This window comes from Alistipes indistinctus YIT 12060 (assembly GCF_025144995.1).
Taxonomy (GTDB): Bacteria; Bacteroidota; Bacteroidia; order Bacteroidales; family Rikenellaceae; genus Alistipes_A; species Alistipes_A indistinctus.
Genome location: NZ_CP102250.1, coordinates 1699393 through 1725859, shown reverse-complemented (window position 1 = coordinate 1725859; position 26467 = coordinate 1699393). Strand labels below are relative to the sequence as shown.

Genomic DNA, 26467 nt, shown 5'->3' with positions numbered 1-26467 from the left:
TCGTTGCCGGAAGCGGCGTACTGCTCAGCGGCAGCCGGTGTCGGAAAACCGGGGAATACGCCGATAAATAATCGATGATGAAGACAATCAAGGTAAACGGACTGGGAGACCTTTACGATGCGGCAGGAGAAATTCTCGATTCGCTGGAGGGCCGCACGATCGTTGCGTTGCGCGGGGAGATGGGAGCGGGGAAAACGACGCTGATCCGCGAAATCTGCGACCGTTTGGGTGTCGCAGATATGGTGACCAGTCCCACGTTCGCCATAATCAACGAGTACAAAGACCGCGGTCACCGTCCGGTTTATCATTTCGACTTCTACCGGATCAATCGGATCGAGGAGGCGTTCGATTTCGGTTACGAGGAGTATTTCTACAGTGGTAACCTGTGCTTGGTCGAATGGCCGGAGAAGATCGAGCAGTTGATGCCTGCGGAGGGTGTCATGACTGTCCTGATCGACGTGACGGGCGACGACAGCCGGGTGCTGCGGATAGATTAGACCCGAGGCGCGAGTGTCTTGAGGCGGTCGGTCGTTGGTATGCGGTCTGGATGAAAAGTTTGAAGCTAAACGGCGATTCTGATTGCTTATTGTTTCTCGGTTAGGTATGTGTCGTACATATCCAAGATCCATGTCTCGTCGTCTTTGTATTTCTTTTTGCGAATTTTCCCTTCCTCGCCTTTGAACCAGTTTTTGCAATATTCCTTCAGGCCGGGATGTTGTTTATCCATCATCACGGTACTGACCAGCATGTAAGGATAGACGACACTGTCGGGATCGTTGTGGAAAAGGATTCCGTAATAGGTTACCAGTTCCCGGCGCTGGATTTTGCCGATTTGTTTCGTTTCCCAGCCTTTCCACCAATAGACAGAAGCGTTGTTGCCGACTTTATTCACGCAAACCAGACGGCGGAACGTACGGTTACGGTTGGTGAGACCCGGCGAGGCTATGTCATGCGATTCCCACCGGATGCCATCGGGGTTGACTTCGGTAGTTTCGGTGTAGTCGACGGAGATTACCGAATCGGCCGTGAATTTGATCACCTCTTTGTCTTCGGGGGTTTTGGTGATTTTGAACGAATAGTTGGGATTTTTAAAAACTGAACTTTCGGCATGCCAACCGCGTTTGAGGTATCCGTCCACCTTTTCACCCGATGTCAGGGTGACGATCACATGGCGAAATTCCTGGTCCTGGGCATTGGCCTCCCTGATCGTGCCGGTTGTTGCCAGTATAGCGGCAACAGCAAGTAAAAATCGGTTCATATATTTTCAGTTAAGGGTGTTTGTTTACTTCGAAGGATTATAGTCTTTGAGCATCAGCACCGTTTTGCTGCGGTTGGTGTTCGAACGAAGGATCTGCTCGCTCAGCAGCGGATCGTCGTTTATATACCGGGCGATCCGTTCGCGGAAAATATCTTTCGAGCGCCGGTTGACGCTTCCGATAAACAGAAGTGTTTCCCCGCCTTTTTTTTGCAGATAATAGGCCAAGCGGGAGGAGCTGAACGTGCCGCGTCTCTGCCAGCAGAGTATGCCTCCGTTAGTTCCGATACCGTAACCTTTCTTCGCATAGACGCAAACCCGGATATAGGGCGTTTCGAAATAGACCCAGCACCAGCCTACGGACGGGGCATAATAAAACCTTCTCGGATGTTCCCAGGCCTGTGGGTGCCAGCAAACGACAGAGTCGATTTCGGAAGGCTGGTACGTGAATTTCTGTTTTTGTTTGGAGAACGCATGCAGATAAGCCCTGACGGTACCGTTTTGTTTCGGTAATGCGATTCGGTCCAGGTCCGTATATTCGATTCGGGTTCCGTTTTTCAGGTAAATTACTCCTTCTACCAGTTCGGCTGCCTGTAGGGACACAGTCGAGGCAAATCCGAAAAGGACAAGAATCAATAATCTCATTTTATTTGTTTCTTATGATTTTTCCCCTTTGAGGTGGGAGGAATTAGCGTTTTCCCGCTTATCCCGTATGCACAAATCTGAAGTAGTAAATCCGGGATCAGTTGGGCGCATCGTTTAACATAAATTACAAAATGATTACAAAAATAATTAAACAATGTAATAATTAATCCAACCTGCTTATGGAAAAAATACTGTTGCGGTGGGCAGTCAAACTGAGAGCGAACATTCATGCAACCGTTGGTGCAGAGGTCTGGTTTTGTATCCATTCTCGTCCATGGAGGATACGCGGGAAACGCTTATCTGATAGCGATATCCGTTCGGTTTGCTTCATGATACATTGAAGCCATATGGCCGTGCGTTTGCGGGAGCCCATTGGCTTCGGCAGCGGAAAATGGATTGAGAGACGATCCGGGTGATCGGCGACAGGAGGGAATAAAGACAGCCTGGAAACATTCTTGTCTCCAGGCTGTCGGTAGATCCGTATGTGAATGGCTCCGGTCTTATTTGTTGTAAGATCCCGCTTCCGTAGAGGGATTATCCGTTGACCGGTTTCCCCCTTTCGAGGCGCTGTTTGCGCAGCAAGGCCTCGAGGAAATAGTAATCGGCATATACGATCGGGACGTCGATCTCGGTTCCCCCCGGTTTGTGTCCGGTGCTCGACCGGAGCAAAAAGCCGTGCATGGTACCGGGCAGTACGAGATAATTCGCTGACAGGGTGTCGATGATCCGGTCGGCCCATGCGCGGTATTTCACGCTGTCGGCGGAAAAAGTCGAGAGCTCGTAGAGCGCCGAGGCGGCAACCGTGGCCGCCGAAACGTCGCGCGGTTCGTCGGGGATGCCCGGTGCATCGTAATCCCAATAAGGAATCAGGTCTTCGGGCATATTCTTGTTTGAAAAAATAAGTCCGGCGATGTTTTCGGCTTGTGTGAGGTATTTCGGGTCCTTCGTCTCCCGGTAGCAGACCGTATAGCCGTACAGTCCCCATGCCTGTCCGCGCGCCCATGCCGATGAATCGGCGTAGCCCTGGTGCGTCTGCCGGCCCAGCACCTTCCCGGACAGGGTGTCGTAATCCACGACATGGAACGAACTGTAATCGGGACGGAAATGGTTTTTCATCGTCGTATCGGCATGCGTGACCGCGATTTTATAGAAGGTCGAATCGCCGCTCTCGCGTGCAGCCCAGAAGAGCAGCTCCAGGTTCATCATATTGTCGATGATGACCGGATACTGCCACGGGAAGTCCGGACCCCAGTTATCCCACGAGCGAATGCAACCGGTGGTGGGATTGAAGCGCGAAGCGAGCGAGCGGGCGCTTTCGAGCAGCACCTCTTTGTAGCGGTCGTTCGGCGCGAGACGCTCCCCGTTGCCGTAACTGCAGTACATCATAAAGCCGATATCGTGCGTACCCCGGTTCGTTTGCTGGCTTTCGAGGGCTCCGGTATAGGCTTCGGCCTGCTGTTTCCAGAAATCGTCGCCGGTGTATTCGTACATGTACCACAGTTCTCCGGGGAAAAAGCCGCTGCACCAGTCTGTCGGGTCTACCAACCGCATCGAACCGTCGGGTTCGATGTTGCGCGGCGAGGGGAGTTCGGCGAGCGTTTTGCCCTGTGCGGAGCGGATACTGTCGGCCGTCTGCAGTGCAATGCGCAGTTGCGAGCCGGCAAAATCGAAATCAGATTGGACGGGGCTCTCTTTCGGGGAACAGGCGTAGAAAGCGGCGGTTACACAAAGGGCGAGGGCGGCCAGGCCCGTATAAACAATAGTTTTCATCGGTCAATGTTTCTTTGATAAATCAGATTTATTCGTTGTTACCGGGCGTTTGGCCGCTGGTCTGGATGCAGCCCGTTTTTCCTTCCAACGCCCGTGATAACGAAGACATGGGAGTCAACAGTGCTCGCACATACTGGGTCTCCCCGCGCTTCAGGTCGGTGTCGAACACGACCATGGTCACGTCGGGATTCGGCGAGTCGAATGTGTTGACTGTGGGAGTTTTTTCGAAACGCCAAACGATCGGTGTTTCCGACTCGATTTTCAGAAGGCATCTCTTGCCGTCCTGTTCGAGCATTACGGTGTTGTCGGACAGAATTTTGGGAGTGGCGCGGGTCATTAACGTCCAGCGCATCCGCGTATAGTTTTTTCCGGCCGTGATCTCGTCTTCGATCAAAAGGTAATCGTTATCGACCAGAGATATGGTTCGCTCGACTTTATCGACCTGCCCGGCGTAGACCGGTGTCAGATCCGTTTTGACGAATCGGCGTGCAGTGGCGGAATCCGATTCGATGATTTGTGCCGAGCCGTTTACCCGTTGCAATTTATCATTGAACGTAAGCGTGTTGTGCGAACGGTTGTTGTACCGGAATACATCCCAGCGTTGCGACTGCTGGGCCATGTTCCACAGGTCGACGCCGCGGGTTTCGGTCGTGTTGTAATCTTCGCTGCCGAGGTCGATAGCCCAGCGAACGCCGTCGGCTTCGAACACGAAGCTACCCACATCCATGTGTCCGTGGTTGATACTTGGCGAACCCAATTTCACGCCGACGAACCGGGCGTTCGGATCTCCCCACCCCGAACGCATGACGCACACCGGTGTATTGCCGCGTCCGGCCCAGAACGTCTCTTGCGGAGCGACGGCTTTTTCCATCGGTGCGCCTGCCCCCCAGATCAGCATGGCCGGAAGCACGCGGTCCTTCAGGTATTTCTTCGCTGTGTCGCGCTGCAAAATAGACACCTGCTGGCAGAGTACCGACGGGTCCTGCGTCTTGCTGTAGAACCAGAACGGGGCCGATGACGATTCGGGCTCGTAGCTGTTATCCATGTAGTTGAAATGTTTGATGAGCGGGCTGACCATTTGCATTTCGTAGGTTCCGGTCTGCATGAACCCCGGCATCTGGCTTAAACCGTAGTCGGTGCCGAATGTGCTTTCGAGGCCGCCGATCAGCAATACATTGAACAGAGTGCCGTAGCCCCAGTAGCCGGGCCCTTCGGGATAGGCTCCGTCCGGGGCATAATGGCGCATCGGCAACCGGACTTTGTCGATCGCGCGGTCGATAATCTTTTGGGCCCATTCCGGCTCCGACTCGGCGACGGCGATCGCCCCGAAGGCCAGACCTCCGTTGCAGACCTGATTCCAGTTGTGCTCGGCATCGACGAACCAGTTGTAAGCGGTGTCGTATGAAGGCTTGAACCCTTTTTCGACAATCGCTTCGCGGATGGTCCTGCGCGAAGCTTCCGAAAGGGCCGGGTAGAGCCAGTCGTAACCGACGCCGAGGGCCATCGTCATCTCTCCCACATCGAGGAAATGGCTGGGATTCCAATCCGAAAACGAAGCGGCTTTGAGCATTTCCTGCTCGGCCCGCACGAGGTATTTCTCCTGCCCGGTCATCCGGTAGGCGTAGCTTAAGATGAAAATCCGGCGCAGGTTTTCGCGCGAGACCGCTAACAGGCGCATGCCTGTTTTGATCCGTTCGTTGACCGGGAGGGTGATGATCCGGTCGGCTTCGCCCAGTGTCGCAGTGTGGATCTCCTTCCAGACCGCATCGCGGTTAATCTGTTTGAGCAACTTTTTTTCGGTGCCTTTGGGCAACAATAAGCGCGGGTGATCCGCGAGCCGACTCAGGTCGGCCTGAGCTAATGCATTGCCTGCAGAGAGCGTCAGCAATGCGGCGATACAGGTAAATAAAAGTTTCATTTCAGGAAGATTCGTTATCGGAGTTGATCCGCCCAACTCCGGGACCGAAGATACGAAAATAATTTCATTCGGCATTTTGCCTGGTTCCTTGCCTGACGGGGCCGAGCCGGTTGCATGCCTGCATTTGGACCGGGTCCTAAAAAAGAGCCTCCTGAAAAGAGGCTCTCTGGATCGACAAAAATGTCTTGCAGCTCGAATGGTGGGAATTTTATTGTCCCGCAACCGCTCTGCCGGGACTTATTTGCCTTCGATCTTGACGAATTTATAGGTGATCGGGTTGTTGAACTGGACGGCCTGCTCTTCGACGTATTTGTTGAAGTCGGTTTTGTTTCTCAGTTTCGTTCCCTCACTCCAGGCCGTGCAGACCATGTATTCGAACGTGTTGTCCTCGTCGGGCGTTACGCGGAAAGTATGGTTCCCTTCGTAATATGGAATATATTGGTATTGTGGCTTATAGCGGTCTTTCACGACGATCGCCCCGCCGATGAAATCCACGACGATATTCTCGCGCTGGTCGATTTTTTCGGGGTCGCGCACCTCTTCCGGGCCCGACGAGATGATGATGCCGCCCTTCTGGATGAAGTTGTCCTCCTGCGGTTTCTTGCGCATGCCGCAGCCCATCAGCACACCGTCACGGGTGGGAAAGAATTTGTTGAAATGCACTTTCGACCGGCAGTAATTCTGGTTTGCATAGGCGGTGTAATACTGTTCGTATTCATAGAAACCGTTGCCGGTATTCCAGTTCATGCCTTTGATCTTGATCATCGAGCGCAGCGGGCCGTTCACGATTACGTCATACGCATAACGGGTGTCGGAAATCTGTCCGGCGTTCCACAGCGACTCGGGGGCGAGTTTCTGTTTGGTCGGGGTTTTGCGCGGCATCGAGATCGAGTCCGGTTTGTCGGGGTTCTCGAACAGGCAGATGGCGCTGGCTCCGAACGACGGGGCTACCTCCTGAATGTCCGATCCGTAGTCGTGATTGATGTTCGCAATGCCGTAACCGTCGACGTTTTCTCCGTAAAGAACCGGGGATACCAACTGCGATTTGCGTTTGCCGTAAGCATCGACGCTGTTGGCGAACCAGATCTTCCAACCCACCTCGCCGGTCTCCCAGAAAGGCATGATGTGGCGGCAGTAGCTGGCGATGTTGGCGTGGGTGCCGTGCTTGTTCCAGCCGCGGATGTTTTCTCCGAGGTAAATGTAAATCGTGCGCGTCTCCTTGGGCTTCAAATCGACCTGGAAGAAGAGTTCGTCCCAGATGCCGTCTTTGTCCAAGTCGTCGAGTTGGTGGAACAGCATCCGGCCGTTCGATTCGGCGCGCAGTTGGTGGCCGCCCTGAACATTGAGGACCGAATCCGACGGGGCGGGACGCGGTGTGCCCTGCGGGTCGACTATGGTGATCATCATTTCGTGCAGGTCGGGCATCGGGAACCCTTCGCGCTTGATAATTACCGGAGCGTCTTTGACCTCCAAGTTCGTGGGATTGGTGATTTTGAATTCGATGCGCTTTTGCGGAGCGAAATCTCCCTGCGTGTACCACGGGTAATTCTGGGCACTGAGTGTACCGGTGCACAGTCCGGCCAGCAACAGGGAGAGCAAATGCTTGGTTTTCATTTGTTTCAGGCTTTTATGAGTGTAAGGTGATAGCTATGTGGCTGTGTTCGGGTAGTTGTAGTATTTTTCAAAGATAGCGGATTTTTAGAAAAAATATTGCGGGATATATTCTATTTAATCGATTTAGCGGATGCGCCGGGTAGTGCCCTGTTTTGCCGTTCGCCGGGAAAGCTGTACATTTAGGCGGGCAAATATATTTGTCAGTCAACTATTATGGTGAAGCAATACGATTATTTGATTGTCGGGGCCGGACTTTACGGGGCAGCTTTTGCCTATAGGGCCCGTCAGCGGGGAAAATCCTCGCTGGTGGTCGACCGCCGTCCGCATCCGGGCGGTAACCTTTATTGCGAGGAGATCGAAGGTATCCGCGTGCACAAATACGGTCCGCATATTTTCCACACTGCCGACCGCGAGGTTTGGGATTTTGTCCGTACGCTGACCGAATTCAACCGGTTTACCTACATGCCGCTGGCCAATTACGAAGGTAGGATTTTCAACCTGCCCTTCAATATGAACACGTTTTACCAATTGTGGAAAACCGCGACACCCGCCGAAGCACAGGCGAAAATCGCTTCGCAGCGTGAGGCCGGGGCGGTCGGAGAACCCCGGAACCTCGAAGAGCAGGCGATCTCGCTGGTCGGCAAGGATATTTACGAGTTGTTGATCAAAGGCTACACCGAAAAGCAGTGGGGGCGTCCGGCCGTCGAGTTGCCGGCTTTCATTATCCGCCGCCTGCCGGTACGCTTCACTTACGATAACAACTATTTCAACGATCCTTACCAGGGAATTCCCGTGGGCGGGTACAACAAGCTGATCGGTAAATTGCTCGAAGGGATCGAATGTCGCTGCAATACGGACTACTTCCGTCACCGGAGCGAACTCGAGGCGATGGCCGGTACCGTCGTGTTTACGGGACCGATCGACGAATATTTCGGGTATTGTTTCGGGCCGCTCGAATACCGCAGCCTCCGGTTCGAACAGGAAACGCTCGATATGCCGAATTACCAGGGTATAGCGGCGGTAAACTATACGTCGGCCGCTGTCCCTTATACCCGGATTATCGAGCACAAGCATTTCGAATTCGGCACGCAGCCCAAGACAGTAATCACCCGGGAGTACCCGCAGCAGTGGAGCGAAGGTTGCGAACCTTATTATCCGGTGAACGATCAGCGGAATAACAGCCTGTACCGGAAATACGCGGATTTGGCGGAAGCCACCCCCGGCGTTGTTTTCGGCGGCCGGTTGGCGGAGTATAAATATTATGATATGGACCAGGTGATCCGCCGGGTCCTCGATGCGGAAATCTGATGAGTAAAACGGTAATAATGGTTTGCGCCCACAAACGGGACGCCTGCCTGGCGGAACCTCCTTACCTGCCCGTGCAGGTCGGCAGGGCGATCGCCCGCGAGGATTTGGGTTATACGGGTGACGATTCGGGAGAGAATATCAGCGCCAAGAATCGCAACTATTGCGAACTGACGGCCCAGTATTGGGCCTGGAAAAACCGGTCCGATGCCGATTATATCGGGTTATGTCACTACCGGCGTTATTTCGATTTCGGCAGCCGGTCGCTGGCCAATGTCAAAACCAGGACTCCCGCCGAGTTTTTTGCTTCGGCGCATCCGGTCCCGGATATGGACCGGGTGTTTCGCCGGTACGACGTCGTTCTCGGCCGGCCGAAATACTATCCGTATAACCTTTATACCGACTATTCCCGGCAGCACATCCGCGAGGATCTGGACCTGTTGCGCACGGTTTTGGGCGAAAAGTACCCGGATTACCTGCCCGCTTTCGATCGGTTCTTTTTTCGCGGGAACCGGCTGTCGCATTTCAATATGTTCGTGATGCCGCGGGAGCGGTTCGACGCCTATTCGGTGTGGTTGTTCGACCTGCTCGAAGAGGTCGAGCGCCGTATCCGGATATCCGACGATCCGGTGCAGGCCCGTGTAATGGGATATATGAGCGAGCGTTTGTTGAATGTCTACGTGCAGCATAACCGTCTTCGCATCTGTTACCGTCCTGTGGTTATGGTCGATGAGCGCAAACGCAAAGGGACCCTGAAATTTCTTTTTCATGCTGGGGTCAATAACCTGTTGTTTTTCGTGACTTACCCGTTCCGCAAGCACGCCCCTTCCGGAGACGAAGGTTGATTCTGTTGATAAGGATTTACCGGTTTGCTCGATCGGTTCTCCTCCGGTCGGCCGCAAAATGCGGGAAGGTTATGAAGCGGATGAAAAGGGACGGCGCGGATTCTGCGGCCGAATCAGATGCTGAGGGCGTAACCGTCGACGAAAACAAAATAATCCCGCTCGAAATTTTGAGATTTTAAATAAAACGTGTAGCTTTGCACCACTTTAGTCGCTCGGGGTGTAGCTCAGCCCGGTTAGAGTACTCGTCTGGGGGGCGAGTGGTCGCAAGTTCGAATCTTGTCACCCCGACTATCGTAAATAAAGCGGCTGACTCTTAGAGTCAGCCGCTTTATTTCTGGATTCGATTATCTGCCGAATCTCGATTTGTCGACAGTCGATTTTTCTTTGCCCGAATAATTTCCAAAACGGTAGGAGACATTGAACCTGAAAAATGGAGTATCGGCATAATCCCGCATTTTTATATTCTGATTTTGATAATTGGTTCTCAAGGTGACATTTGTTGTCCGGAAAATATCATCGACCTTTGCTCCGACCTCGATTCGTTTATTGTTCGTTTGCCATTTTATCCCCGCTGCGATACTGTAAAAATGCTCAATATCATAAATTCCCTGGATGCCGCCCGAGATATAATATCCCGAAAGTTCTCCCTTGATATCGGGCTTCGAAGAGATGTTAAAGGTGTTATCCAGCTGAATTATGAACGAATTGTGGGAGTTCCTGAATCGTAACCCGTGGAAATCGTTATCCTTGTCAGTCTGCCTGAAAAAGTTGACGGTTAGCTGACTTTCCAAGAATTTTTTTACGCGGAAAGGAACGATTCCGACAATACCGTAGATATTTTGATAATCCAGGTTGACCATTTGAATGATATTTTGAAGAGCGTCCTGTGATTGATAAGGCACCTGGGTAAAGTAATTGGGGACATAACTATTATAGGCCATCAGTGTATATTTTTGATTAATTACATACACGAGTTGGGCATTATATTTCCGGGCAAACTTCAGGGAAGGATTCCCCAATAGGATCGTATAGGTATTTAAGCGGAAACCGTTGTTGCTGAGGGCCCAATATGGCGGATACTGTATCTCTGACGAAAAAGAGAGCTGCAGCGTATGTTTGGGCGAAGGGACATATGCTAAATTGGCGTTAACGAATAGCTGAAAATCACTCCACAAGGTCTGTTCGCGATCTCCGTAGTCAATGGTCCCCCGGTAAAATCCTCCGGAAAGAGAAGCTTGGGCCGATAGCTTGTCATTTATCTTTTTAGAAAAACCGACATAAGCTGAATAGTTGTCCTCTTGTTGTTTAATATGGCTGATTGAGTCCGGGGAAGTTGCTGAAACAACCTTGAAATAATCGTAGTTGTTGCGATTCGCGGAGTAACTCGCCTTTATTCCATAATTCAGTTTCCAATCCTTTCCCAAACTCAGCTCGTGATTCAGGTAAACCAATATCTTATTGATATTCTGTTTCGTTTTGGTCCGGTACTCAGTTACTATGCTCTGATATTCCGTGTCAAATTCTTTATAAAGCTCTTTTGTGGGGTCGTGAAACAGCGTATATTCAACACCGAGGGAAAGGCGTTTGGAAGAGGAGTAATCGAACCGTATATTGTGAAAATCGGTATCGATTTCTTTATCTACCCGTGATTTTACATGTTCGTATAAATCCGAATTTTCAATGAAAACGGAGTTTGAAGCCTGGTATCCGGTTCTCCGATTCAGATTTCCCGTATAAGTCAAAGACAACGTACTTCCCCTGCTCAATGTCCGGAGAACATTTAATCTTAAGTCAAGGTCGGAAAACTTATAGATCCGTTCATCGTCCAGCGAAATATCATACCGATTCTCTTGCAATTGGTGTACGGCGTCCATTTTGTTGCGGTTCCATTCTTTTGATGTTTTTGCTCCGACTGTTAAATCTACTTTGTAAGAGGATTTGTTATAAAAAAGATTGGCCCGTATCCCATAACCCGGATAATGCCCCTGAGTATATTCCGCCGCAACTTCTCCTTGCAGTGGCGGAGTTTCGGGAGATTGTGCGTCGTTCTTTAATACGATATTGATTGCCGCCCCCTGGACATTGTACTGGGGTGGCGCGCTGTACATAATCTCGACATCGGCGACTCTGGACGCGGACATTGTTTTGAGAGTTTGGATCATTTGTCCCTTCGTCAGGGAGGACGGTTTACCATCGATTAAGATTGCATAATTGGAGGATCCGACCAGTTTCAAATCGTCCCCGCTGCCGACCAGATTGGGTATATGGCGGAGCAAATCAAAAGCATTGGAGATAATTTTATTGTCTTTCAAAACGGTTACGTCATAAACGAGTTTTTGATCAACCAGTTTTACTGTCGGGCGTTCAGCCGTAACGACCACTTCATCAATCAGGTTCTCCTGCTGTTGCAGCGTATACGGTTGCTCGAATATTTGATCCTGATTGTTAATTTCAACCGATATGGTTTGGAGCTTATAACTCATGTGGTTCAAGTAGAGCGTATATGCTCCGTTCCCGATATCGGCAAAGATAAAATCCCCGTTTTCGTCACTCAGTGTACTTTGAACAAACAGACTGTCCGTAGAACTCCGCAACACACACGAGACGGCCGTAACGGGCCGGCGGAGTTCATCCACGACACTCCCTTTCAGAGTATGTGACTGGGCATAGATAACTTCCCCAAAAAGAGGCCAAACGAAGAGAATCGCTGCGAATTGCCGGCTCAAAACCATGATTTTAAATATTAGCGTGATGGTGCAATATTGGTTTCCCTTTCGAACAAACAAAAGGGAAACCAATATTGTTCGCCCCTGTGTCGGTTTACATTCTTCGTGTGGATTATTCTTTTTTACCCTGGGAAGTTGTTGAACAAACGGAAGAAACGAGCTTTTTCGTATCTTTGGGACACAATCCGTTAATTTGTATAAAAGAATGATTTTGTCGCGTTTGCACAAGGGCACGAATAACAGGCTGGCCTATTACAGTAAGAATTTCGTGCGGTATATCACTCCCAAAGTATTGCTCCGCAACCGGCTGCAGAAGGTTTTGGCGGAGTTGGAAAAGCGACCTGACAAGGAGTATATCCTGCGCCGTGTCGATTATTACAATAAGATGCAGGGTATCGTTCCGATCGATCCGGTTTCGTCCCACAGGCTCGCGGACCACAAGTTCGGGGATGCGGGATCGGTTTATTTCTTCGATAGTTATGAGTTTACAAGGTGGTTCAGCGATTCCCTGTACTGGAATTATGTGTTCGGGGATGTGACGCAGGTTCCGGGAGTACCCTCGATCGTCAAAAGCCGTCCGATTCATGGAGAAAATACCAATTCGGTGATCCTGAACATGGAAAAAGTGCGGCATTTCAATTTCATTACCGACCGGATCCCGTTCCGGGACAAAATGGATAAGGCTATTTTCCGGTTGGACATCAATTATAAACCGCACCGGATCCGTTTCGTCGAACAGTATTTCGACCATCCGATGTGCGATGTGGGCATTATCTCGGCGTTGCCCGAATTTCCCAAAGAGTGGAGTAAGGGAAAGATTACGCTGTTCGAGCATCTCGTTTATAAGTTCATCCTTACGCTGGAAGGTATCGACGTGTCGACGAGTCTCAAATGGGTGATGTCGACCAATTCGGTGGCGGTAATGCCCCGTCCGACCTATGAAACCTGGTTTATGGAAGGGACGCTGATCCCCAATTACCACTATATCGAGATCAAAAGCGACTATTCGGACCTGCCGCAGCGGCTGCAATACTATATCGATCATCCGGAAGAAGCGGAGGCGATCGCCCGCCATGCCCACGAATACATTTCACAGTTCCGCGATAAAAAGCGGGAACGGCTGATCTCGTTGTTGGTTATGCAGAAATATTTCCGCTGTACGGGGCAATTGCCATAATCCGGTTCCGGGCGGACACGGATATATTTATCCGGTTACTGCAATTGTTTGTCAGGCGTTTTCGAGGCGGGCGTTTTTCAGGAGCGTCCGGAACTTTCCGGAACGTCGGGCATAGCAGGCGCATCCGGAGCGGTACGGCGTGCGGCTTCGAGCGCTTCGGCTTCCATCTGGGCCCGCGATTTACTGCGGTTGACCAGGTAGACTCCCACGAAAACCAGCAGGATCGCCGCTCCCTTGGTCGGCGTGAACCGGTCCATTCCCCACAGTACGGCGAGCATCGATGCGACGATGGGTTGCAAATAGCAATACATCGTGACGAGCGTCGGGCGAAGCCGGTGTTGTCCGATGGGTACCAGCAGGTACGAGAGGAAGGTCGCGCCGAAAACGATAAAGGCCAGATCGGCGTAAACGGCTGTCGGGAGAGTCGTGAAGTTTATCGATGCGAGGCCGTTGTACGAGAAGGGAATACAGCAGATCGCCGCATAGGTAAACATCCATTTCATCAGTGTCACGGGCGAATAGCGCCCGATCAGGTCTTTGAAGACGACGCAATAGGTCGCGAAACAGAGTTCGGCCATCAGGCAGAGGATATTGCCTGTCATGCCGCCGGCATTCTCCCCTGTGTGGGCGGCATCGGCGCTGAGAATCAGGATCAGCGCGCCGACGGCTCCCATGAAGATACCCATCACCTTTTTCGAGGTGATGGGCTCTTTGAGGTAGAGCGCGGCAAGGATCATCGTAATGATCGGCGTGGTTGTCGTGACGACCGATGCGTCGATCGGCGAGGTCAGCGACACGCCGGTGATAAAGAACCCCTGGTTCAGCGTGACCCCGAACAACGATGCGAAAAAGAGCAGGGCCAGGTCATGCGGGGTGACATGTTCGCGGCGGGTAAACAGCGACAGGATCCAGAACGCTGCCGCGGCGCCGACCATCCGCAAAGTGGTGAGCGACAGCGGACCGACCAGACCGCTTTGCAATACGGCTTTCGACATGGGCGACATGACACCCCAGAGCAGGTTGGCCCCGAGCATGGCCAGATGGCCGGTATACATCCTTTTCGACTGCATAGACGATCTGTTTAAATTCTTTAATTGGGATTCCTCTGATCCCCTGAATTTTTTAAAATTTTCCGGGTGTACGGAGAAATCCCATTTTTGTACATATCCCTGTGCAAAAGTACTGTTTTTCCGCTTCGGGTGTCTGACTCCGGATCGGTTGCTGAAATAAAAGCAAAAGCAGCCTTTTAGGGGGGCTGCTTTTGGCATGGAACCGAATGGTTGTCGACCGGTTATCGCCGTGTCGAAGCGGTTGTGTCGAAAAACGGGTACGTGTGTGCGTTCATTTTGCCTCTTAACGGTTTGCCGTTTGGGTGGGATTTGCTTCCCCTACGTTCCATACGGCGAATTTGGCAATTTCGACCGGTTCTGCCGCGGCTTTCGTACAGCGGAAACGCAGTTTGTCGGTCACGACGGGTACGATCCGGTCGATCTTTTTATGTCCGATCGTCTCGAAACCGGGCGAGGCGTTATAGCCCTCGGGGCAGTATTTGAACCGGTTGGCCGGGACAACGGCCTGCCATTTGCCGTCCACGAACGCTTCGAGCGTGTAATTGGCAACTTTTTGTCCGTTGGCAATGTTTTCCATCAGCATCACATGGTCGATCCTGCACGGCTTTTCCCAGGTGAGTTCCACTTCACTGCCCGGTTGTGCGGTTTCGGTTTCGGCGATGAAAGGCCCGTAGAACAGTTTGCGGATCGTATCGCCCCATGCTTTCGCATCGGCTACCGTTTCGGCGGGAATCAGTCCCTGCTTGTCGGGGGGCAGGTTGATGATCAGGTTGGCGCCGAGGCCGACCGAGCGGTAGTAATTTTCGATCCGGTCGTCCATCGGCATCGGGAGCTGCGGCCCGTGCCAGAACCAGCCGCCGTGGTTGAACATGTCGGCCGTCGGAGCCTCCAGGCTACGCCAGAACTGGCCGTTCGGGTGACCGACGATCTTGTAGGTCTCCAGCAAACCGTATTCGTTGGGGCCTTCGGGTTCGTCGACCCGTTCCGCAGCCCGTGAATTGTTCGTGCTGTCCATCGTATAGACAGGATTCCAGGAAGGATAAACGACCGTGCCCTTTTCATTGCCCGGTGAGCGGACATCGGGGCCGGTAAGGATGCATTCGGGCTGTAATTTCCGGATCGCGGCGGTAACGGCCGGACAGTTTTTCTTTTCACTCCAGTGGTCCATCCATATCTGGTAGATGGGACCGTAGTCGGTCAGCAGTTCGGTGATCTGGTCCACTTCCAGCTGGCGGTATTTTTGGACGAATGCCGAATCCTGCCAGCGCAGATTCGTGATACTGTCCCACACTTTCCCCCACTCGACTGGCCGGTCCTTGGGTTGGAATATTTCGTGTCCGTTGTAGTTCGGGGAGAAATAGAGTCCGGGTTTGATCCCGTGGCGGCGGCACGCCTCGACGAACTCTTTGACGACGTCGCCCCGGCCGTTTTTCCACGGTGAGTTGCGTACGCAGTATTCAGTGGTCTTTGTGGGCCACAGGCAGAAACCGTCTTCGTGGCGTGCCGTCAGTACGGCATATTTCGCACCGAGGCTTTTGGCCGCTTCCATCCACTGGTCGACATCCAGTTTCGTCGGGTTGAAATCGGCCGGCGTAGCCGTACCGTCGCCGTGCTCGGCTCCGGTAAAGGTGTTGGTCGTAAAATGAAAAAATGCGCCGATTTCGTTGTTCATGAAATCGATCTGTTGGGGCGACGGGGTAGCCAGTTTGATTTCGGCTTTGTTGTTAGGCCCGGAGCAACCCGCAAGAGCCAAAAATGCAAGCAATGGCAGGAATCTTTTTGTCATGGTCTGTCAAAGAGGTTTGAGTTCGGATGAATGAATATCGAAAAATGACCGGGGGAGCATCGTTTGCGAATATAAGGAAATAATATGTAAAAATCTCCCGGGACTTTACGGGCCCGGGAGATTCTCGCAGTGTAATCGTGTGTAAAGTCAGATGTTACGGTTTTTTGCTGCCGGGTTATAAAGCGGCGAGGGATCATTGTCTTCGGAAGCGGTGGGTGATGTCCCGCAAGCTTCCGCCGGGATCCACTTTGTAAAGCCGTTGGTTTGTCGTCGGTGCGCGCAGGCCTCCGAGCTTTTCGATGTACGGACCGAGCTTGAGGTATTCGATGCCCTCGGTGGAGAAGCCTTCGGGGAGTTCGCTCCGGCCCGAATACCAACCGACCTTGACCGGCGTTGTCCGCTGCGTATGCAGGAACCTGGCGATGCGCTTTATACCGGCCGGGTCTCCGTCGCCCCCCATCAGGCAGACGCAGGTGACCGCACCGCGGTATTTCTCGAGCAGCGCTTCCAATACCTCCTCGGTGAGCGGCTCGCCGGTGTCGTCCCTCAGCTGCGGACTGTGGCATCCCGGACAGCGGTTCGGACAGTTCGTCAGCGAAATCGCGAGGGTTACCTCGTCGGGAATCTCCTGGAAGACGATGTCGTAACCGGCGTATTTAAGCATGGCCGTAGTAACGTTTGGCTGCCTCCACCTGACGGCTTTGCGAGAAATTGCTGACCCGCTTCATATAGCCGATCACGCGCGTCAGGTAATCGACGTTCTTGCTCTGGCATTCGGGGCATGCCTTGAGGTAACGTTTGTCGATATGGCCGCAGTCGTTGCAGACCGTATTGGGAATGTTGAAGGTGAAATAGTTGCAGCCCTCCTGCGCGGCTACGCGCAACAACTGGCGGTACTGCTCCTGGCTCAGGTGCTCTTCGAGGTTCATGTGCAACGCTGAACCGCCGGTCAGGTGTTCGATGTATTTGCGGCCGTGCAGCCGGAATTTGTCGATTACATTCAACGACGCATCTTCGACGCGGTAAAAATAGCTGTTGTAGCAGTCGCGCGGTACGACGTAGCCGTCTTCGCGATCCCATTTCGCATGTTTCACGCCGACGTTTTCGGCCGGGATCATTTCGCAGTTGAACATCACCTCCTTGCTTCGGTATTTCTTGTTATACCGTTCGATCAGCCCGAGTACCTCCTGTACGAAAGCCGTATAGCGCGGGTTGTCGTTGATCTCGATGCCGAGCGCTTCGGCGGCCTCTACCAGTCCGTTCACGCCGATGGTCAGGTATTGGCGGTCCATGTTGATGTAGCCTGCGTTGAACAGCGGCAGCATCCCTTTGTTGTAAAGATCTTTGAGGTTTTCGTTATAGGCCATTTGCACCTTGTGTACCAGGTCCACCACCCCTTCGAGGAACGAGAGGTGCGGCAGGCCGGCGTTGGCCGCATGTTGGATACAGCGGTTGAGGTTGATCGTCAGCACGCTTTTCGATCCGGTCGAAACGCCACCGGCGCCGAGCGTATAGCTGAAACCGTTGTCTTGAATCTCGTTTCGCAGGCGGCAGCAGCTGCTCAGCGAGTCGGCGTTGTCGCTCATGTAGGTGAAGAACGAATGTCCTTCCGCATACATTCTGGCGGTGATGTTTCCGTATTCTTTGTCCAGTACGTCGCCGTCTTTCGACAGCAACGCCATCGTCTCGACCGGGAAGGTGAGCACGGCTTTGGTGCGCTCGGCGTTGAACCACCGCATGAAGCGCTGCTGGAGCCAGTCGAGCGAATCCCAGTCGGGTTTGTCCCCGTCCGGGAAAACGAAATTGCCGAACAGGCTTTCGAAATAGTATTTGTCGTAATAGGCGATGTTCCAGAAGACCGCCTGGAAATTGCGTGCGCCGGTGGGTTGGTTGATCGAGTAGACGATCTGTTCGAAACAGTCGGTGATTACCTTGTCGAGCGTACGCTGTTTTTTCGAGAGGTCGACCACCTTGTCGGCCCGCAGGAAATAGTCGTTTCCGTACTCCTTCCCGATGAAGTAGTTCAGGTACATTAAAAATTCCGGAGTCGCGCAGGCGCCGCTGAGCATGCTCGAAACCATGAAAACCATGTTGATGAAGCCGCCGCAGAACGATTTGAGGTTGGTCGGGCGTGTCGAGTTGCCGCCGATCGACAGCGTGCCGCTCAGCAGCCACGGGTACATCGTGATGCTCGCACAGTAGTTTGCGAGGCTCGTCTCGTCGTTTTTGTAGATGAAATGACGGTTCAGCAGGTCGAGGTACTTGTCCGACACCTCTTTGCCGTACATTTGCTTGATTTTGTCGGTCAGCAGCTTGCGGTTCAGGCGGATGAAGTTCGACTTGGGGAGTTCGCCGATCAGCGTGGCGATGTTCTTGTTCTCTACGTTCGCATTCGCGTCGTATTTGCTGCCGGTAGCCGGGTTCGTCGCGTTGCAGTAGTCGATCAGGAAACGGAGCTTGTCGCGTACTTCCCGGTCTTCGAAACGTTTTTGGCGGTAGATCATGAATGATTTGGCCACGCTGAAATACTGTTCCGCCATCAACGCCACTTCGACCTGGTTCTGGATCTCCTCGACGGTCATGCCGTTCGAGATGTTGAGCCGCGAGAGGACGCCGGTCATCGTCTCCTGCGTGGCGAAACTGCCTACTGAAAGAAAAGCTTTGGCAACGGCGCTTTTGATTTTGTCGATCGAGAATGCTTCGCGCTTCCCGTCGCGCTTGGTAATGTAGATTTCTGTATTCATCGCGGTATATTTTTGTGGTTTTTTGGCCGTTTTACCCAGTGGAGCTGCCGGCATAAAGCGATGAACAGAAGAAGAGAATGAAGGGTACGGTCTCTATTCTGTCGCCTTTCGCCCGAAAGCTACGAATGGAAGCGCCGGCAGGTCTTCTGACTTGTTCCGGAAGGTACGCCTTCCCGCCGCGATAAGCGGCAGTGGCTCAAGAGGTACCGTCCATGAAAGGAACTTACAGCTACGGGGATAGTTCCTGATTTTCACAGGATTCCCTTTTAATCCGGGCTCCGCGTGAGGACGGAGCGGGAACCTAACGCTGGGATAAAAGTAGAACAATCTCCCGGGATGGGCCCGCTCCGGAGGAGGAAGTTATCAACAACTTATTTACGGGGAGTCGGGGCTGTCCTGCGCAATTCCTTTTGCCTGTGCGGGATTGCGTCGCGGAGGGGATTTTCCCGTATTTTTTCATAGGTATGTGCCGATCCCTGCCGAAAAATCCATAACTTTGAATTGCCGTAAAGCTGACAGCCGGCCGCTGCGGTTTCGCTAACCTGATTTTTATGAGCAAAAAACTGAACCTTGCCAAGCTGACGCCCGTGCTTTTCAGCTTTTTCGTGATGGGTTTCGTCGATATCGTCAACATATCGACCAACTACGTCAAACAGGACTTTGCACTGAACGATACGTGGGCCAATCTGATTCCGCTGCTGGTCTTTTTCTGGTTTGCGGTTATCTCGTTGCCGACGGGTATCCTCATGGGCCGCTTCGGGCGTAAGAACACAGTACTGCTGAGTGCTGCCGTTACGACCGTTGCCATGTTGCTGCCGTTGCTCGATTACAGTTTCCCGCTGGTACTGACCGCATTCGCACTGTTGGGGATCGGCAATACGATCCTGCAGGTCGCGCTCAATCCGTTGCTGATGAATGTTGTCCCGGCCGACCGAGTAGCCAGCAGCCTGACGCTCGGGCAGTTCATCAAAGCGATCAGCTCTTTTCTCGGGCCGATTATCGTCGGCGTTGCGTCGGTGAGCTTCGGTAACTGGAAACTGGTCTTTCCGGTTTATGCCGCCGTGACGGTGCTGTCGTTCGTGTGGCTGCTGCTGATCCCGATTCCGGAGCAGCGTGAGAGTGCCGGGCAAAGCAGTTCGGCGGGGCGTATTTTTGCGATGCTCCGCGACCGGCGGATTTTGGTTTACTTCTCGGTGATCGTGCTGATCGTCGGCTATGAGGTCGGGTTGCTCACCACGATTCCGAAATACCTGACCGAACGCTGTGCGATTCCGCTCGACGAGGGCGGCCCGTTCGCCGGCAGCCTCTATTTTGCCGCCCGGACAATCGGAACGTTCGTAGGAACGATCATCCTGGCCAAAGTGGCCCCGCGGCGATTCTTCGCTATGACGATGTGTTTTGCCGTGGCAGGTTATGCCTTGCTGTTGCTGACCGGGGTGCCTTGGATTATCTATACTGCATTGTTCGTGATAGGACTCTCGGCGGCGAGCGTATTCGCGATCGCCTTTTCGCTGGCGATGCAGCACGATCCGGCCAAAGCCAATGAAATTTCGGCGCTGATGATTACCGGTGTTGCGGGAGGGGCGCTGGTGCCCCCGGTAATGGGTGTGATCGCCGACCATTCCGACCAGCTGGTCAGCCTGTTGGTACCGTTCGCCTGCCTGGTCTATATTCTGGGTGTGGCTGTCTCGATATTGAGGAAACAGAAAGCATAGGGAAGTCGATGGCGCATCCTTTTTCGGGATGCGGACCGGCTTGAAAAGACCAAATAATTTATGAGTACGATGGATACGATCCGCAGCGGCTTTGTCGAGGCGGCGCGGGTGTTGGAGCAATTTACGAACGACCGGACGGCATGGGAAGCCTTGGAACAGGCCGGCCGGCTGATGGTGGAGACGCTGCGCGGCGGCGGAAAGATCATCACGTGCGGTAACGGCGGTTCGATGTGCGATGCCATGCATTTCGCCGAGGAGCTGACCGGGCGTTTCCGCGGTAACCGGCGTGCGCTGGCGGCTGTGGCTTTGTGCGATCCGACACATATTACCTGCGTGGCGAACGATTACGGTTACGACTATATTTTTTCGAAGGGAGTCGAGGCGGTCGGCCGTCCCGGAGACCTGTTGCTCGGGATTACCACGAGCGGTAATTCGCGCAATGTGCTCGAAGCGGTGGCATCGGCCCGTTCGATCGGCATGAAGGTAGTCGCTCTGACCGGCAAAGGCGGCGGACAAATAGCGTCGGAATGCGACGTGGAAATCCGCGCGCCGAAGAGCGAATTTGCAGACCGGGCCCAGGAGATTCATGAGAAGGTGATTCACTCGCTGGTTCATTATATCGAGCTGGAACTGGGGCTTGCCTAGCGCTGTCCGGTATTGGAAAATACCAGATTTTGGTTGCGTACACGAAGCAATGTCGGAGCAGCGCGTTGCAGAAGGTGTTGAAAACAGCCATTTAATTATAAGAGTCAGACTCTCAATTATACACGAGCAATGGAGTATGTAGCGGGAATCGACATCGGCGGGACCAAATGCGCGGTAGTGCTGGGTCGTAGGGCCGGGAACGGCGAGATAACGATTTTGGATAAAAAGGCGTTTCCGACCGGGAGGCGTCCCTATTCCGAAGTTTTGGACGAATTTTTTTCGACCGTAGAGGAGATACTGTCCGCACAAGGCGTGAAAGTGTCACAAGTGGTCGCATTCGGCATCAGTTGCGGCGGTCCCCTCGACAGTAAGCGCGGGGTCATCATGTCTCCGCCGAACCTGCCGGGTTGGGACGATGTTCCGATCGTGCGCCTGTTCGAAGAGCGTTTCGGTGTGAAAACCGGTGTCCAGAACGATGCGAATGCCTGTGCGCTGGCCGAATGGCAGTTCGGTGCGGGGTGCGGGGCGCAGAATATGATTTTCCTGACGTTCGGGACCGGCATGGGAGCGGGATTGATCCTCGACGGGCGGTTATACAGCGGCACGAACGACATGGCGGGAGAAGTCGGCCATATGGCGATGCGTCCGTTCGGACCGGTCGGCTACGGCAAAGCCGGGTCGTTCGAGGGCTTTTGCAGCGGCGGCGGTATTGCCCAACTTGCACGGAGCCGGGCGATGGAAGCATTGCAGATGGGCGGCGGTGTGGGCTATTGTCCCGATCCGGCTTCGCTCGATGGCATTACGGCCCGCAGTGTGGCCGAAGCGGCACGGCAGGGCGACCCTGCGGCGTTGGAGGTATACCGTACCAGCGGTGAACTGCTCGGCGAGGGGCTTTCGATCCTGATCGACGTGCTGAATCCCGAAACGATCGTGATCGGCAGCATTTTCGCCCGGGCGCATGACTTGCTTTGGCCTGCGGCCGAGTCGGTGATCCGTCGGCAGTCGCTTTCGTATGCCCGTGAGGTGTGCCGGGTGGTACCGGCGGGACTCGGCGAACAGATCGGCGATTATGCCGCCCTTTCGGTCGCAGTCTATACGGCTTCGCAGCGGTAGGGAACCTGTTTCGGACCCCTCTGTGGAACGGACATAAGTGTTATTTGGAGATGATGTCCTGTGGAAAAAGGCAGTGGAGCAACCGGTCGTGAAGACGCACGGGTGTCCTGAAAGGGAGGATGATTGAAGAGAGGAAGAATGATCGAACATACTAACTTATATCCCCAACGAAAATGAAGACCAGTGTAAAGATTGCGATTGTCGTGGTAGCGGCCGGAGCCGTAGGGACGGTAGCCTACAAACTGGCGAACCGTCTGCCGTCGCCCGACCAGACTGCGGAGATGCAGGTGCAGCAGATCCTCGACGATGGAGGATGCCTCAGCTGCCACAGTGAAAATCCCGACTTGCCGTTCTATGCCTCGTGGCCGGTGGCGGGCAATATCGTGCGCAGCGATGTCGAAAAAGGGCATCGGCAGGCTGATTTGGGTGCAGCGTTTGCGGCGCTTGCCGAAGGACGGCCTGTCGATGAGGTTTCCCTGGCCAAGATGGAAAAGGCGATCAGCGACGGCAGTATGCCGGTTGCCAAATATTACCTTGTGCACTGGGGTTCATCGATTACCGATGCGAAAAAGGCCAAGTTGCTGCAGTGGATTCATGACCATCGCGTTGCCAATTACAGCAATCCGGCCACCGCTCCGCGTTTTGCAGGTGAACCCGTGCAACCGCTGCCCGATTCGTTGCCGACCGACGCACGCAAGGCGGCGCTCGGCGAGATGCTTTACAACGATCCGCGCCTGTCGTCCGACAATACGGTTTCCTGCGCTTCGTGCCACGGCTTGCATACGGGCGGTGTCGATAACAGGCGTTATTCCGAAGGCGTGAACGGTTCGCTCGGAGGGGTGAATGCACCGACCGTTTTTAATGCGGCGTTGAATTTCGAGCAATTCTGGGACGGCCGTGCGCACACTTTGGCCGATCAGGCCGGCGGTCCCCCGCTCAATCCGGTCGAAATGGCCAGCACCTCCTGGGAACAGATTATCGGAAAGCTCAAAGCCGATCCCAAGTTTACCGCAATGTTCCTGAAGGTTTACCCCGGGGGCTACAGCGGCGAAGCGATCACCGAGGCGATCGGCGAGTACGAGAAAACGCTCATCACACCGGACAGCCGTTTCGATCTCTACCTAAAGGGCGATTCGACGGCGATTACCGCGCAGGAGCAGCACGGATACGAACTGTTCAAAGAGAACCGCTGCGCGACCTGTCATGTCGGGCCGCTGTTGGGAGGACAGTCGTTCGAATATATGGGGTTGGCGCAGGACTATTTTGCGGCGCGCGGGGAGGAGATGACCGAAGAGGACAACGGCCGTTTCAAACAAACGCAAAAAGCTTACGACCGCCACCGGTTCAAAGTCCCGGGACTGCGCAACGTGGCGCTGACCTTTCCGTATTACCACGACGGAACGCGTGAGACGCTTTCCGAAGCGGTGGACGATATGGCCCGCTTCCAGGTCGGCAGGCAACTCAGCGCACAGGACCGTGACGATATCGTGGCTTTCCTCGGTACGCTGACCGGGAAATTCCGGGGACGGGAGCTGACCAATCCCAATGCCGGGACAGTTGCGGGGGTTGTTCGCTCGGAAAACCAACAGCAATAAACGGCAGCTATGCGCCGTGCGGCTATCCCCGATGGATGGCCGCTGCTGTCCGGGAACTTCTGTACCCGGGGAGACTGATACTCGAAACCGATACTAATCCAAACCGATAAACGATGACAAACATGTTCAGACAAACGCTCACGATGCTGTGCGGAGTGTCGCTTATTTCTGCGGCGGGTTGCGTGCACCATCCCGACCTGAACGCGCCGCAGGAAGAACTCACCCAATATGTCCGCCCGTTGGTGGGCACCGCGGGTTTCGGGAATACTTACCCCGGTTCGCAAATCCCGTTCGGCGGTATCCAGATGAGTCCCGATACCGATTTCGATGATTACGATGTCGCTGCCGGCTATAAATACGACCATCCGACGCTGCTCGGTTTCAGCCTGACGCATCTCAGCGGTACGGGTATTCCCGACCTGGGCGATTTCCTCTTTATGCCGGGGGTGGGTGAGATCCGGTTCGATCCCGGGACACATGAAAATCCCGATGCGGGGTACCGGTCGCGCTATTCTCACGACCGGGAATGGGCCTCGCCGAACTATTACGGGGTCGATCTGCTCGATTACGGCACGAAGGCCGAAATGACTTCCGGCGTGCGCAGCGGAATCTTCAAATTCACTTATCCGCAGAGCGATAGCGCCTTTATTCTGCTTGATCTGAAACACACGCTCAAATGGCCCTGTGTGTGGGCGAATATCCGGCTCGAAAACGATTCGACGCTCGTCGGTTCGAAAATCGTCAACGGCTGGGGTCCCGAACGGCACGTTTATTTTGCCGCGACCTTCTCCAAACCGTTCAAGGCGATGGGCTTCCTGCAGGACAGCGTGCCGGTGCTTTACAATACGAAGCGTTTCCGCAGCAGCCTCGAAGCGTGGGGAAAGGATATCAAGGCCTGGATGACGTTCAGTACCGCAGCAGGGGAGCCGATTTATGTCCGGACGGCCGTGTCGGGCGTCAGCACGGCCGGAGCATTGAAGAACCTCAGGGAGCTCGACGGCGAAACATTCGAATCGTTGCACCGGAAAGGAGTTGAGAAATGGAACAAGGAGCTGAATAAGTTTCAGGTCACGGCCTCGCAGGCTGATAAGGAGACTTTCTACACGTCGGTATACCACGCTTTCCTGCATCCGTTTATCTTCCAGGATGCCGACGGCCGGTTCCGCGGGTTGGACAAGAATATCGAAAAGGCGAAGGGATTCACCAACCTGACTACCTTCTCGCTGTGGGACACCTACCGTGCGCTGCATCCCCTGTTCTGTCTCGTACAGCCGAAGGTCAATGCCGATGTGGCCAATTCGATGCTGGCCCATTACGACAAGAGCGTTGAAAAGATGCTGCCGATCTGGTCGTTCTATGGTAACGAAACATGGTGTATGATCGGGTATCATTCCGTGTCGGTGTTGGCCGATATGATCGTCAAAGAGGTTCCGGGCTTCGATTACGAACGTGCGTTCGAGGCGATGAAGACCACTGCGATGAATCCGCATTACGATTGCCTGCCGGAGTACGATTCGCTGGGCTGGGTGCCGTTCGACAAGGAGAAGGAGTCGGTGTCGAAGACGCTGGAGTATGCCTATGACGACTATTGTATCGCACAGGCGGCTAAAAAGCTCGGCAAGACGGATGATTATGAATATTTCCTGAACCGGTCGCTTTCGTACCAGAACCTCGTCGATCCCGAGACCAAATACATGCGTGGGCGGGATATCAACGGCGGCTGGCGTACGCCGTTCGCGCCGATCGCTTATCAGGGACCCGGTTCGGTCAATGGCTGGGGAGATATCACCGAAGGTTTTACGCTGCAATATACCTGGTACGTACCGCACGATGTGCAGGGTTATATCAACGAAGCGGGGCGCGACCTGTTCGAAGCGCGGCTCGATTCGCTTTTCGTGATCGAGATGGACGAAAATATCCCCGGTGCGCATGACATTTGGGGCCGTATCGGCGGGTACTGGCACGGTAACGAACCGTGCCACCAGATCATCTATCTTTACAATTACCTCAACCGGCCCTGGGATTGCCAACGCTGGATCCGGTATGTGATCGACCATTTTTACGGGAATGAGCCGGGGTCGCTCAGCGGCAACGACGATTGCGGACAGATGTCGGCCTGGTACATTTTCAACTGCATGGGCTTCTATCCGACCGCCCCGTCGAGCAATATCTACAACATCGGGTCGCCTGCGCTTGAAGCCGTCACGATGCGCCTCGGCAACGGGCACCAGGTGAAAGTGACTACCGAGAACTGGTCGAAGCAGAACGTTTATGTCAAGAAGATGCTACTGAACGGCAAAGAGTACGATAAGTCGTATATCACTTACGACGATATCCGCGACGGAGCGGACATCCATTTCGTAATGAGCGGCCAGCCGAACAGGCAGCGTGCCGTTTCCGACCGGAGCGTGCCGCCGTCGCTTTCGAAAACGGGGGAGACGCTCCGGTATCGGAACAAGTAGCGTCGCTGTAAAGGTTTTATGGACCGCCGATCGGACGAAAAGGTTTGCGGGACATAACCGATACGGGTTAAAGGCCGGTGGG

At 53.8% G+C, this 26467-nt stretch carries 19 protein-coding genes, 1 tRNA gene and 1 riboswitch; of the genes, 10 read left to right on the top strand and 10 right to left on the bottom strand.

Annotated elements, in window-relative coordinates; genetic code table 11:
• Positions 1-77: 77 nt before the first annotated feature.
• On the top strand, positions 78-497 hold the full coding sequence (tsaE, locus tag NQ495_RS07305) for a tRNA (adenosine(37)-N6)-threonylcarbamoyltransferase complex ATPase subunit type 1 TsaE (protein WP_040294412.1): 420 nt from the start codon (positions 78-80) through the stop codon (positions 495-497).
• An 86-nt stretch (positions 498-583) separates the two neighbouring features.
• Here tsaE and NQ495_RS07300 read toward each other — a convergent pair whose 3' ends face one another.
• The 5 genes from NQ495_RS07300 to NQ495_RS07280 all read right to left on the bottom strand — a co-directional run bounded on the left by NQ495_RS07300 (position 584) and on the right by NQ495_RS07280 (position 7202).
• Positions 584-1258, bottom strand: coding sequence for a hypothetical protein (locus NQ495_RS07300; protein WP_009133603.1), 675 nt, complete (start codon positions 1256-1258; stop codon positions 584-586).
• 24 nt (positions 1259-1282) lie between these two features.
• Positions 1283-1900 (bottom strand): hypothetical protein, encoded by a 618-nt coding sequence (locus NQ495_RS07295; RefSeq protein WP_009133604.1) that lies wholly within the window; start codon positions 1898-1900, stop codon positions 1283-1285.
• Positions 1901-2434: 534 nt separating this feature from the next.
• Entirely contained in the window at positions 2435-3670 is a 1236-nt protein-coding gene (locus NQ495_RS07290; protein ID WP_009133605.1) for a glycoside hydrolase family 88 protein, read from the bottom strand.
• A 28-nt stretch (positions 3671-3698) separates the two neighbouring features.
• The gene (locus tag NQ495_RS07285) at positions 3699-5588 is read right to left on the bottom strand and encodes a heparinase II/III domain-containing protein (protein ID WP_009133606.1); all 1890 of its coding nucleotides are present in this window, start codon (positions 5586-5588) and stop codon (positions 3699-3701) included.
• Between the two features lie 237 nt (positions 5589-5825).
• The gene (locus NQ495_RS07280) at positions 5826-7202 is read right to left on the bottom strand and encodes a DUF4861 family protein (protein WP_009133607.1); all 1377 of its coding nucleotides are present in this window, start codon (positions 7200-7202) and stop codon (positions 5826-5828) included.
• A gap of 213 nt (positions 7203-7415) precedes the next feature.
• Here NQ495_RS07280 and glf point away from each other — a divergent pair, with 213 nt between their 5' ends.
• The 3 genes from glf to NQ495_RS07265 all read left to right on the top strand — a co-directional run bounded on the left by glf (position 7416) and on the right by NQ495_RS07265 (position 9640).
• On the top strand, positions 7416-8510 hold the full coding sequence (glf, locus tag NQ495_RS07275; protein ID WP_009133608.1) for a UDP-galactopyranose mutase: 1095 nt from the start codon (positions 7416-7418) through the stop codon (positions 8508-8510).
• A 17-nt stretch (positions 8511-8527) separates the two neighbouring features.
• The gene (locus NQ495_RS07270) at positions 8528-9352 is read left to right on the top strand and encodes a DUF4422 domain-containing protein (RefSeq protein ID WP_009133609.1); all 825 of its coding nucleotides are present in this window, start codon (positions 8528-8530) and stop codon (positions 9350-9352) included.
• Positions 9353-9565: 213 nt separating this feature from the next.
• Positions 9566-9640: transfer RNA gene (locus NQ495_RS07265), tRNA-Pro, on the top strand.
• Between the two features lie 56 nt (positions 9641-9696).
• On the opposite strand, the gene NQ495_RS07260 is transcribed toward NQ495_RS07265, so the two are convergent.
• Entirely contained in the window at positions 9697-12084 is a 2388-nt protein-coding gene (locus tag NQ495_RS07260; RefSeq protein WP_009133610.1) for an outer membrane beta-barrel family protein, read from the bottom strand.
• Positions 12085-12283: 199 nt separating this feature from the next.
• On the opposite strand from NQ495_RS07260, the gene NQ495_RS07255 reads away from it, so the two are divergent.
• Entirely contained in the window at positions 12284-13255 is a 972-nt protein-coding gene (locus NQ495_RS07255) for a glycosyl transferase family 90 (RefSeq protein ID WP_009133611.1), read from the top strand.
• A gap of 77 nt (positions 13256-13332) precedes the next feature.
• On the opposite strand, the gene NQ495_RS07250 is transcribed toward NQ495_RS07255, so the two are convergent.
• The 4 genes from NQ495_RS07250 to nrdD all read right to left on the bottom strand — a co-directional run bounded on the left by NQ495_RS07250 (position 13333) and on the right by nrdD (position 18855).
• Positions 13333-14325, bottom strand: coding sequence for a DMT family transporter (locus NQ495_RS07250; protein ID WP_009133612.1), 993 nt, complete (start codon positions 14323-14325; stop codon positions 13333-13335).
• 283 nt (positions 14326-14608) lie between these two features.
• A complete protein-coding gene (locus tag NQ495_RS07245) occupies positions 14609-16111 on the bottom strand; it encodes an alpha-L-fucosidase (protein ID WP_009133613.1) in 1503 nt (500 codons plus the stop codon).
• Positions 16112-16304: 193 nt separating this feature from the next.
• The gene (gene nrdG, locus NQ495_RS07240) at positions 16305-16775 is read right to left on the bottom strand and encodes an anaerobic ribonucleoside-triphosphate reductase activating protein (RefSeq protein WP_009133614.1); all 471 of its coding nucleotides are present in this window, start codon (positions 16773-16775) and stop codon (positions 16305-16307) included.
• Positions 16768-18855: an anaerobic ribonucleoside-triphosphate reductase gene (nrdD, locus tag NQ495_RS07235; RefSeq protein WP_009133615.1), complete on the bottom strand. Its 2088-nt coding sequence runs from the start codon at positions 18853-18855 to the stop codon at positions 16768-16770. Before nrdD ends, nrdG begins: the two co-directional genes overlap by 8 nt.
• A 119-nt stretch (positions 18856-18974) precedes the next feature.
• A riboswitch (cobalamin riboswitch) is annotated at positions 18975-19176 on the bottom strand.
• Between the two features lie 230 nt (positions 19177-19406).
• On the opposite strand from nrdD, the gene NQ495_RS07230 reads away from it, so the two are divergent.
• From NQ495_RS07230 to NQ495_RS07210, 5 genes are all read left to right on the top strand, one after another.
• Positions 19407-20570 (top strand): MFS transporter, encoded by a 1164-nt coding sequence (locus NQ495_RS07230; protein WP_009133616.1) that lies wholly within the window; start codon positions 19407-19409, stop codon positions 20568-20570.
• Between the two features lie 60 nt (positions 20571-20630).
• Positions 20631-21215 (top strand): SIS domain-containing protein, encoded by a 585-nt coding sequence (locus NQ495_RS07225; protein ID WP_232208894.1) that lies wholly within the window; start codon positions 20631-20633, stop codon positions 21213-21215.
• A gap of 129 nt (positions 21216-21344) precedes the next feature.
• Positions 21345-22328 (top strand): ROK family protein, encoded by a 984-nt coding sequence (locus tag NQ495_RS07220; protein ID WP_009133618.1) that lies wholly within the window; start codon positions 21345-21347, stop codon positions 22326-22328.
• A gap of 173 nt (positions 22329-22501) precedes the next feature.
• Complete coding sequence (locus NQ495_RS07215) at positions 22502-23923, top strand: cytochrome c peroxidase (RefSeq protein WP_009133619.1); 1422 nt, start codon at positions 22502-22504, stop codon at positions 23921-23923.
• Between the two features lie 143 nt (positions 23924-24066).
• Entirely contained in the window at positions 24067-26385 is a 2319-nt protein-coding gene (locus NQ495_RS07210) for a GH92 family glycosyl hydrolase (RefSeq protein ID WP_050807988.1), read from the top strand.
• Positions 26386-26467 lie beyond the last annotated feature (82 nt).

Excerpts from the sequence above, each read along its gene's own strand:
- NQ495_RS07260 (WP_009133610.1), bottom strand. The coding sequence starts at position 12,084 with ATGGTTTTGAGCCGGCAATTCGCAGCGATTCTCTTCGTTTGGCCTCTT.
- NQ495_RS07245 (WP_009133613.1), bottom strand. The coding sequence starts at position 16,111 with ATGACAAAAAGATTCCTGCCATTGCTTGCATTTTTGGCTCTTGCGGGT.
- NQ495_RS07220 (WP_009133618.1), top strand. The coding sequence starts at position 21,345 with ATGGAGTATGTAGCGGGAATCGACATCGGCGGGACCAAATGCGCGGTA.
- NQ495_RS07285 (WP_009133606.1), bottom strand. The coding sequence starts at position 5,588 with ATGAAACTTTTATTTACCTGTATCGCCGCATTGCTGACGCTCTCTGCA.
- NQ495_RS07210 (WP_050807988.1), top strand. The coding sequence starts at position 24,067 with ATGCTGTGCGGAGTGTCGCTTATTTCTGCGGCGGGTTGCGTGCACCAT.
- NQ495_RS07280 (WP_009133607.1), bottom strand. The coding sequence starts at position 7,202 with ATGAAAACCAAGCATTTGCTCTCCCTGTTGCTGGCCGGACTGTGCACC.
- NQ495_RS07215 (WP_009133619.1), top strand. The coding sequence starts at position 22,502 with ATGAAGACCAGTGTAAAGATTGCGATTGTCGTGGTAGCGGCCGGAGCC.
- NQ495_RS07255 (WP_009133611.1), top strand. The coding sequence starts at position 12,284 with ATGATTTTGTCGCGTTTGCACAAGGGCACGAATAACAGGCTGGCCTAT.
- NQ495_RS07225 (WP_232208894.1), top strand. The coding sequence starts at position 20,631 with ATGAGTACGATGGATACGATCCGCAGCGGCTTTGTCGAGGCGGCGCGG.
- glf (WP_009133608.1), top strand. The coding sequence starts at position 7,416 with ATGGTGAAGCAATACGATTATTTGATTGTCGGGGCCGGACTTTACGGG.
- nrdD (WP_009133615.1), bottom strand. The coding sequence starts at position 18,855 with ATGAATACAGAAATCTACATTACCAAGCGCGACGGGAAGCGCGAAGCA.
- NQ495_RS07250 (WP_009133612.1), bottom strand. The coding sequence starts at position 14,325 with ATGCAGTCGAAAAGGATGTATACCGGCCATCTGGCCATGCTCGGGGCC.
- NQ495_RS07270 (WP_009133609.1), top strand. The coding sequence starts at position 8,528 with ATGGTTTGCGCCCACAAACGGGACGCCTGCCTGGCGGAACCTCCTTAC.
- NQ495_RS07230 (WP_009133616.1), top strand. The coding sequence starts at position 19,407 with ATGAGCAAAAAACTGAACCTTGCCAAGCTGACGCCCGTGCTTTTCAGC.
- NQ495_RS07290 (WP_009133605.1), bottom strand. The coding sequence starts at position 3,670 with ATGAAAACTATTGTTTATACGGGCCTGGCCGCCCTCGCCCTTTGTGTA.
- NQ495_RS07300 (WP_009133603.1), bottom strand. The coding sequence starts at position 1,258 with ATGAACCGATTTTTACTTGCTGTTGCCGCTATACTGGCAACAACCGGC.
- NQ495_RS07295 (WP_009133604.1), bottom strand. The coding sequence starts at position 1,900 with ATGAGATTATTGATTCTTGTCCTTTTCGGATTTGCCTCGACTGTGTCC.
- tsaE (WP_040294412.1), top strand. The coding sequence starts at position 78 with ATGAAGACAATCAAGGTAAACGGACTGGGAGACCTTTACGATGCGGCA.
- nrdG (WP_009133614.1), bottom strand. The coding sequence starts at position 16,775 with ATGCTTAAATACGCCGGTTACGACATCGTCTTCCAGGAGATTCCCGAC.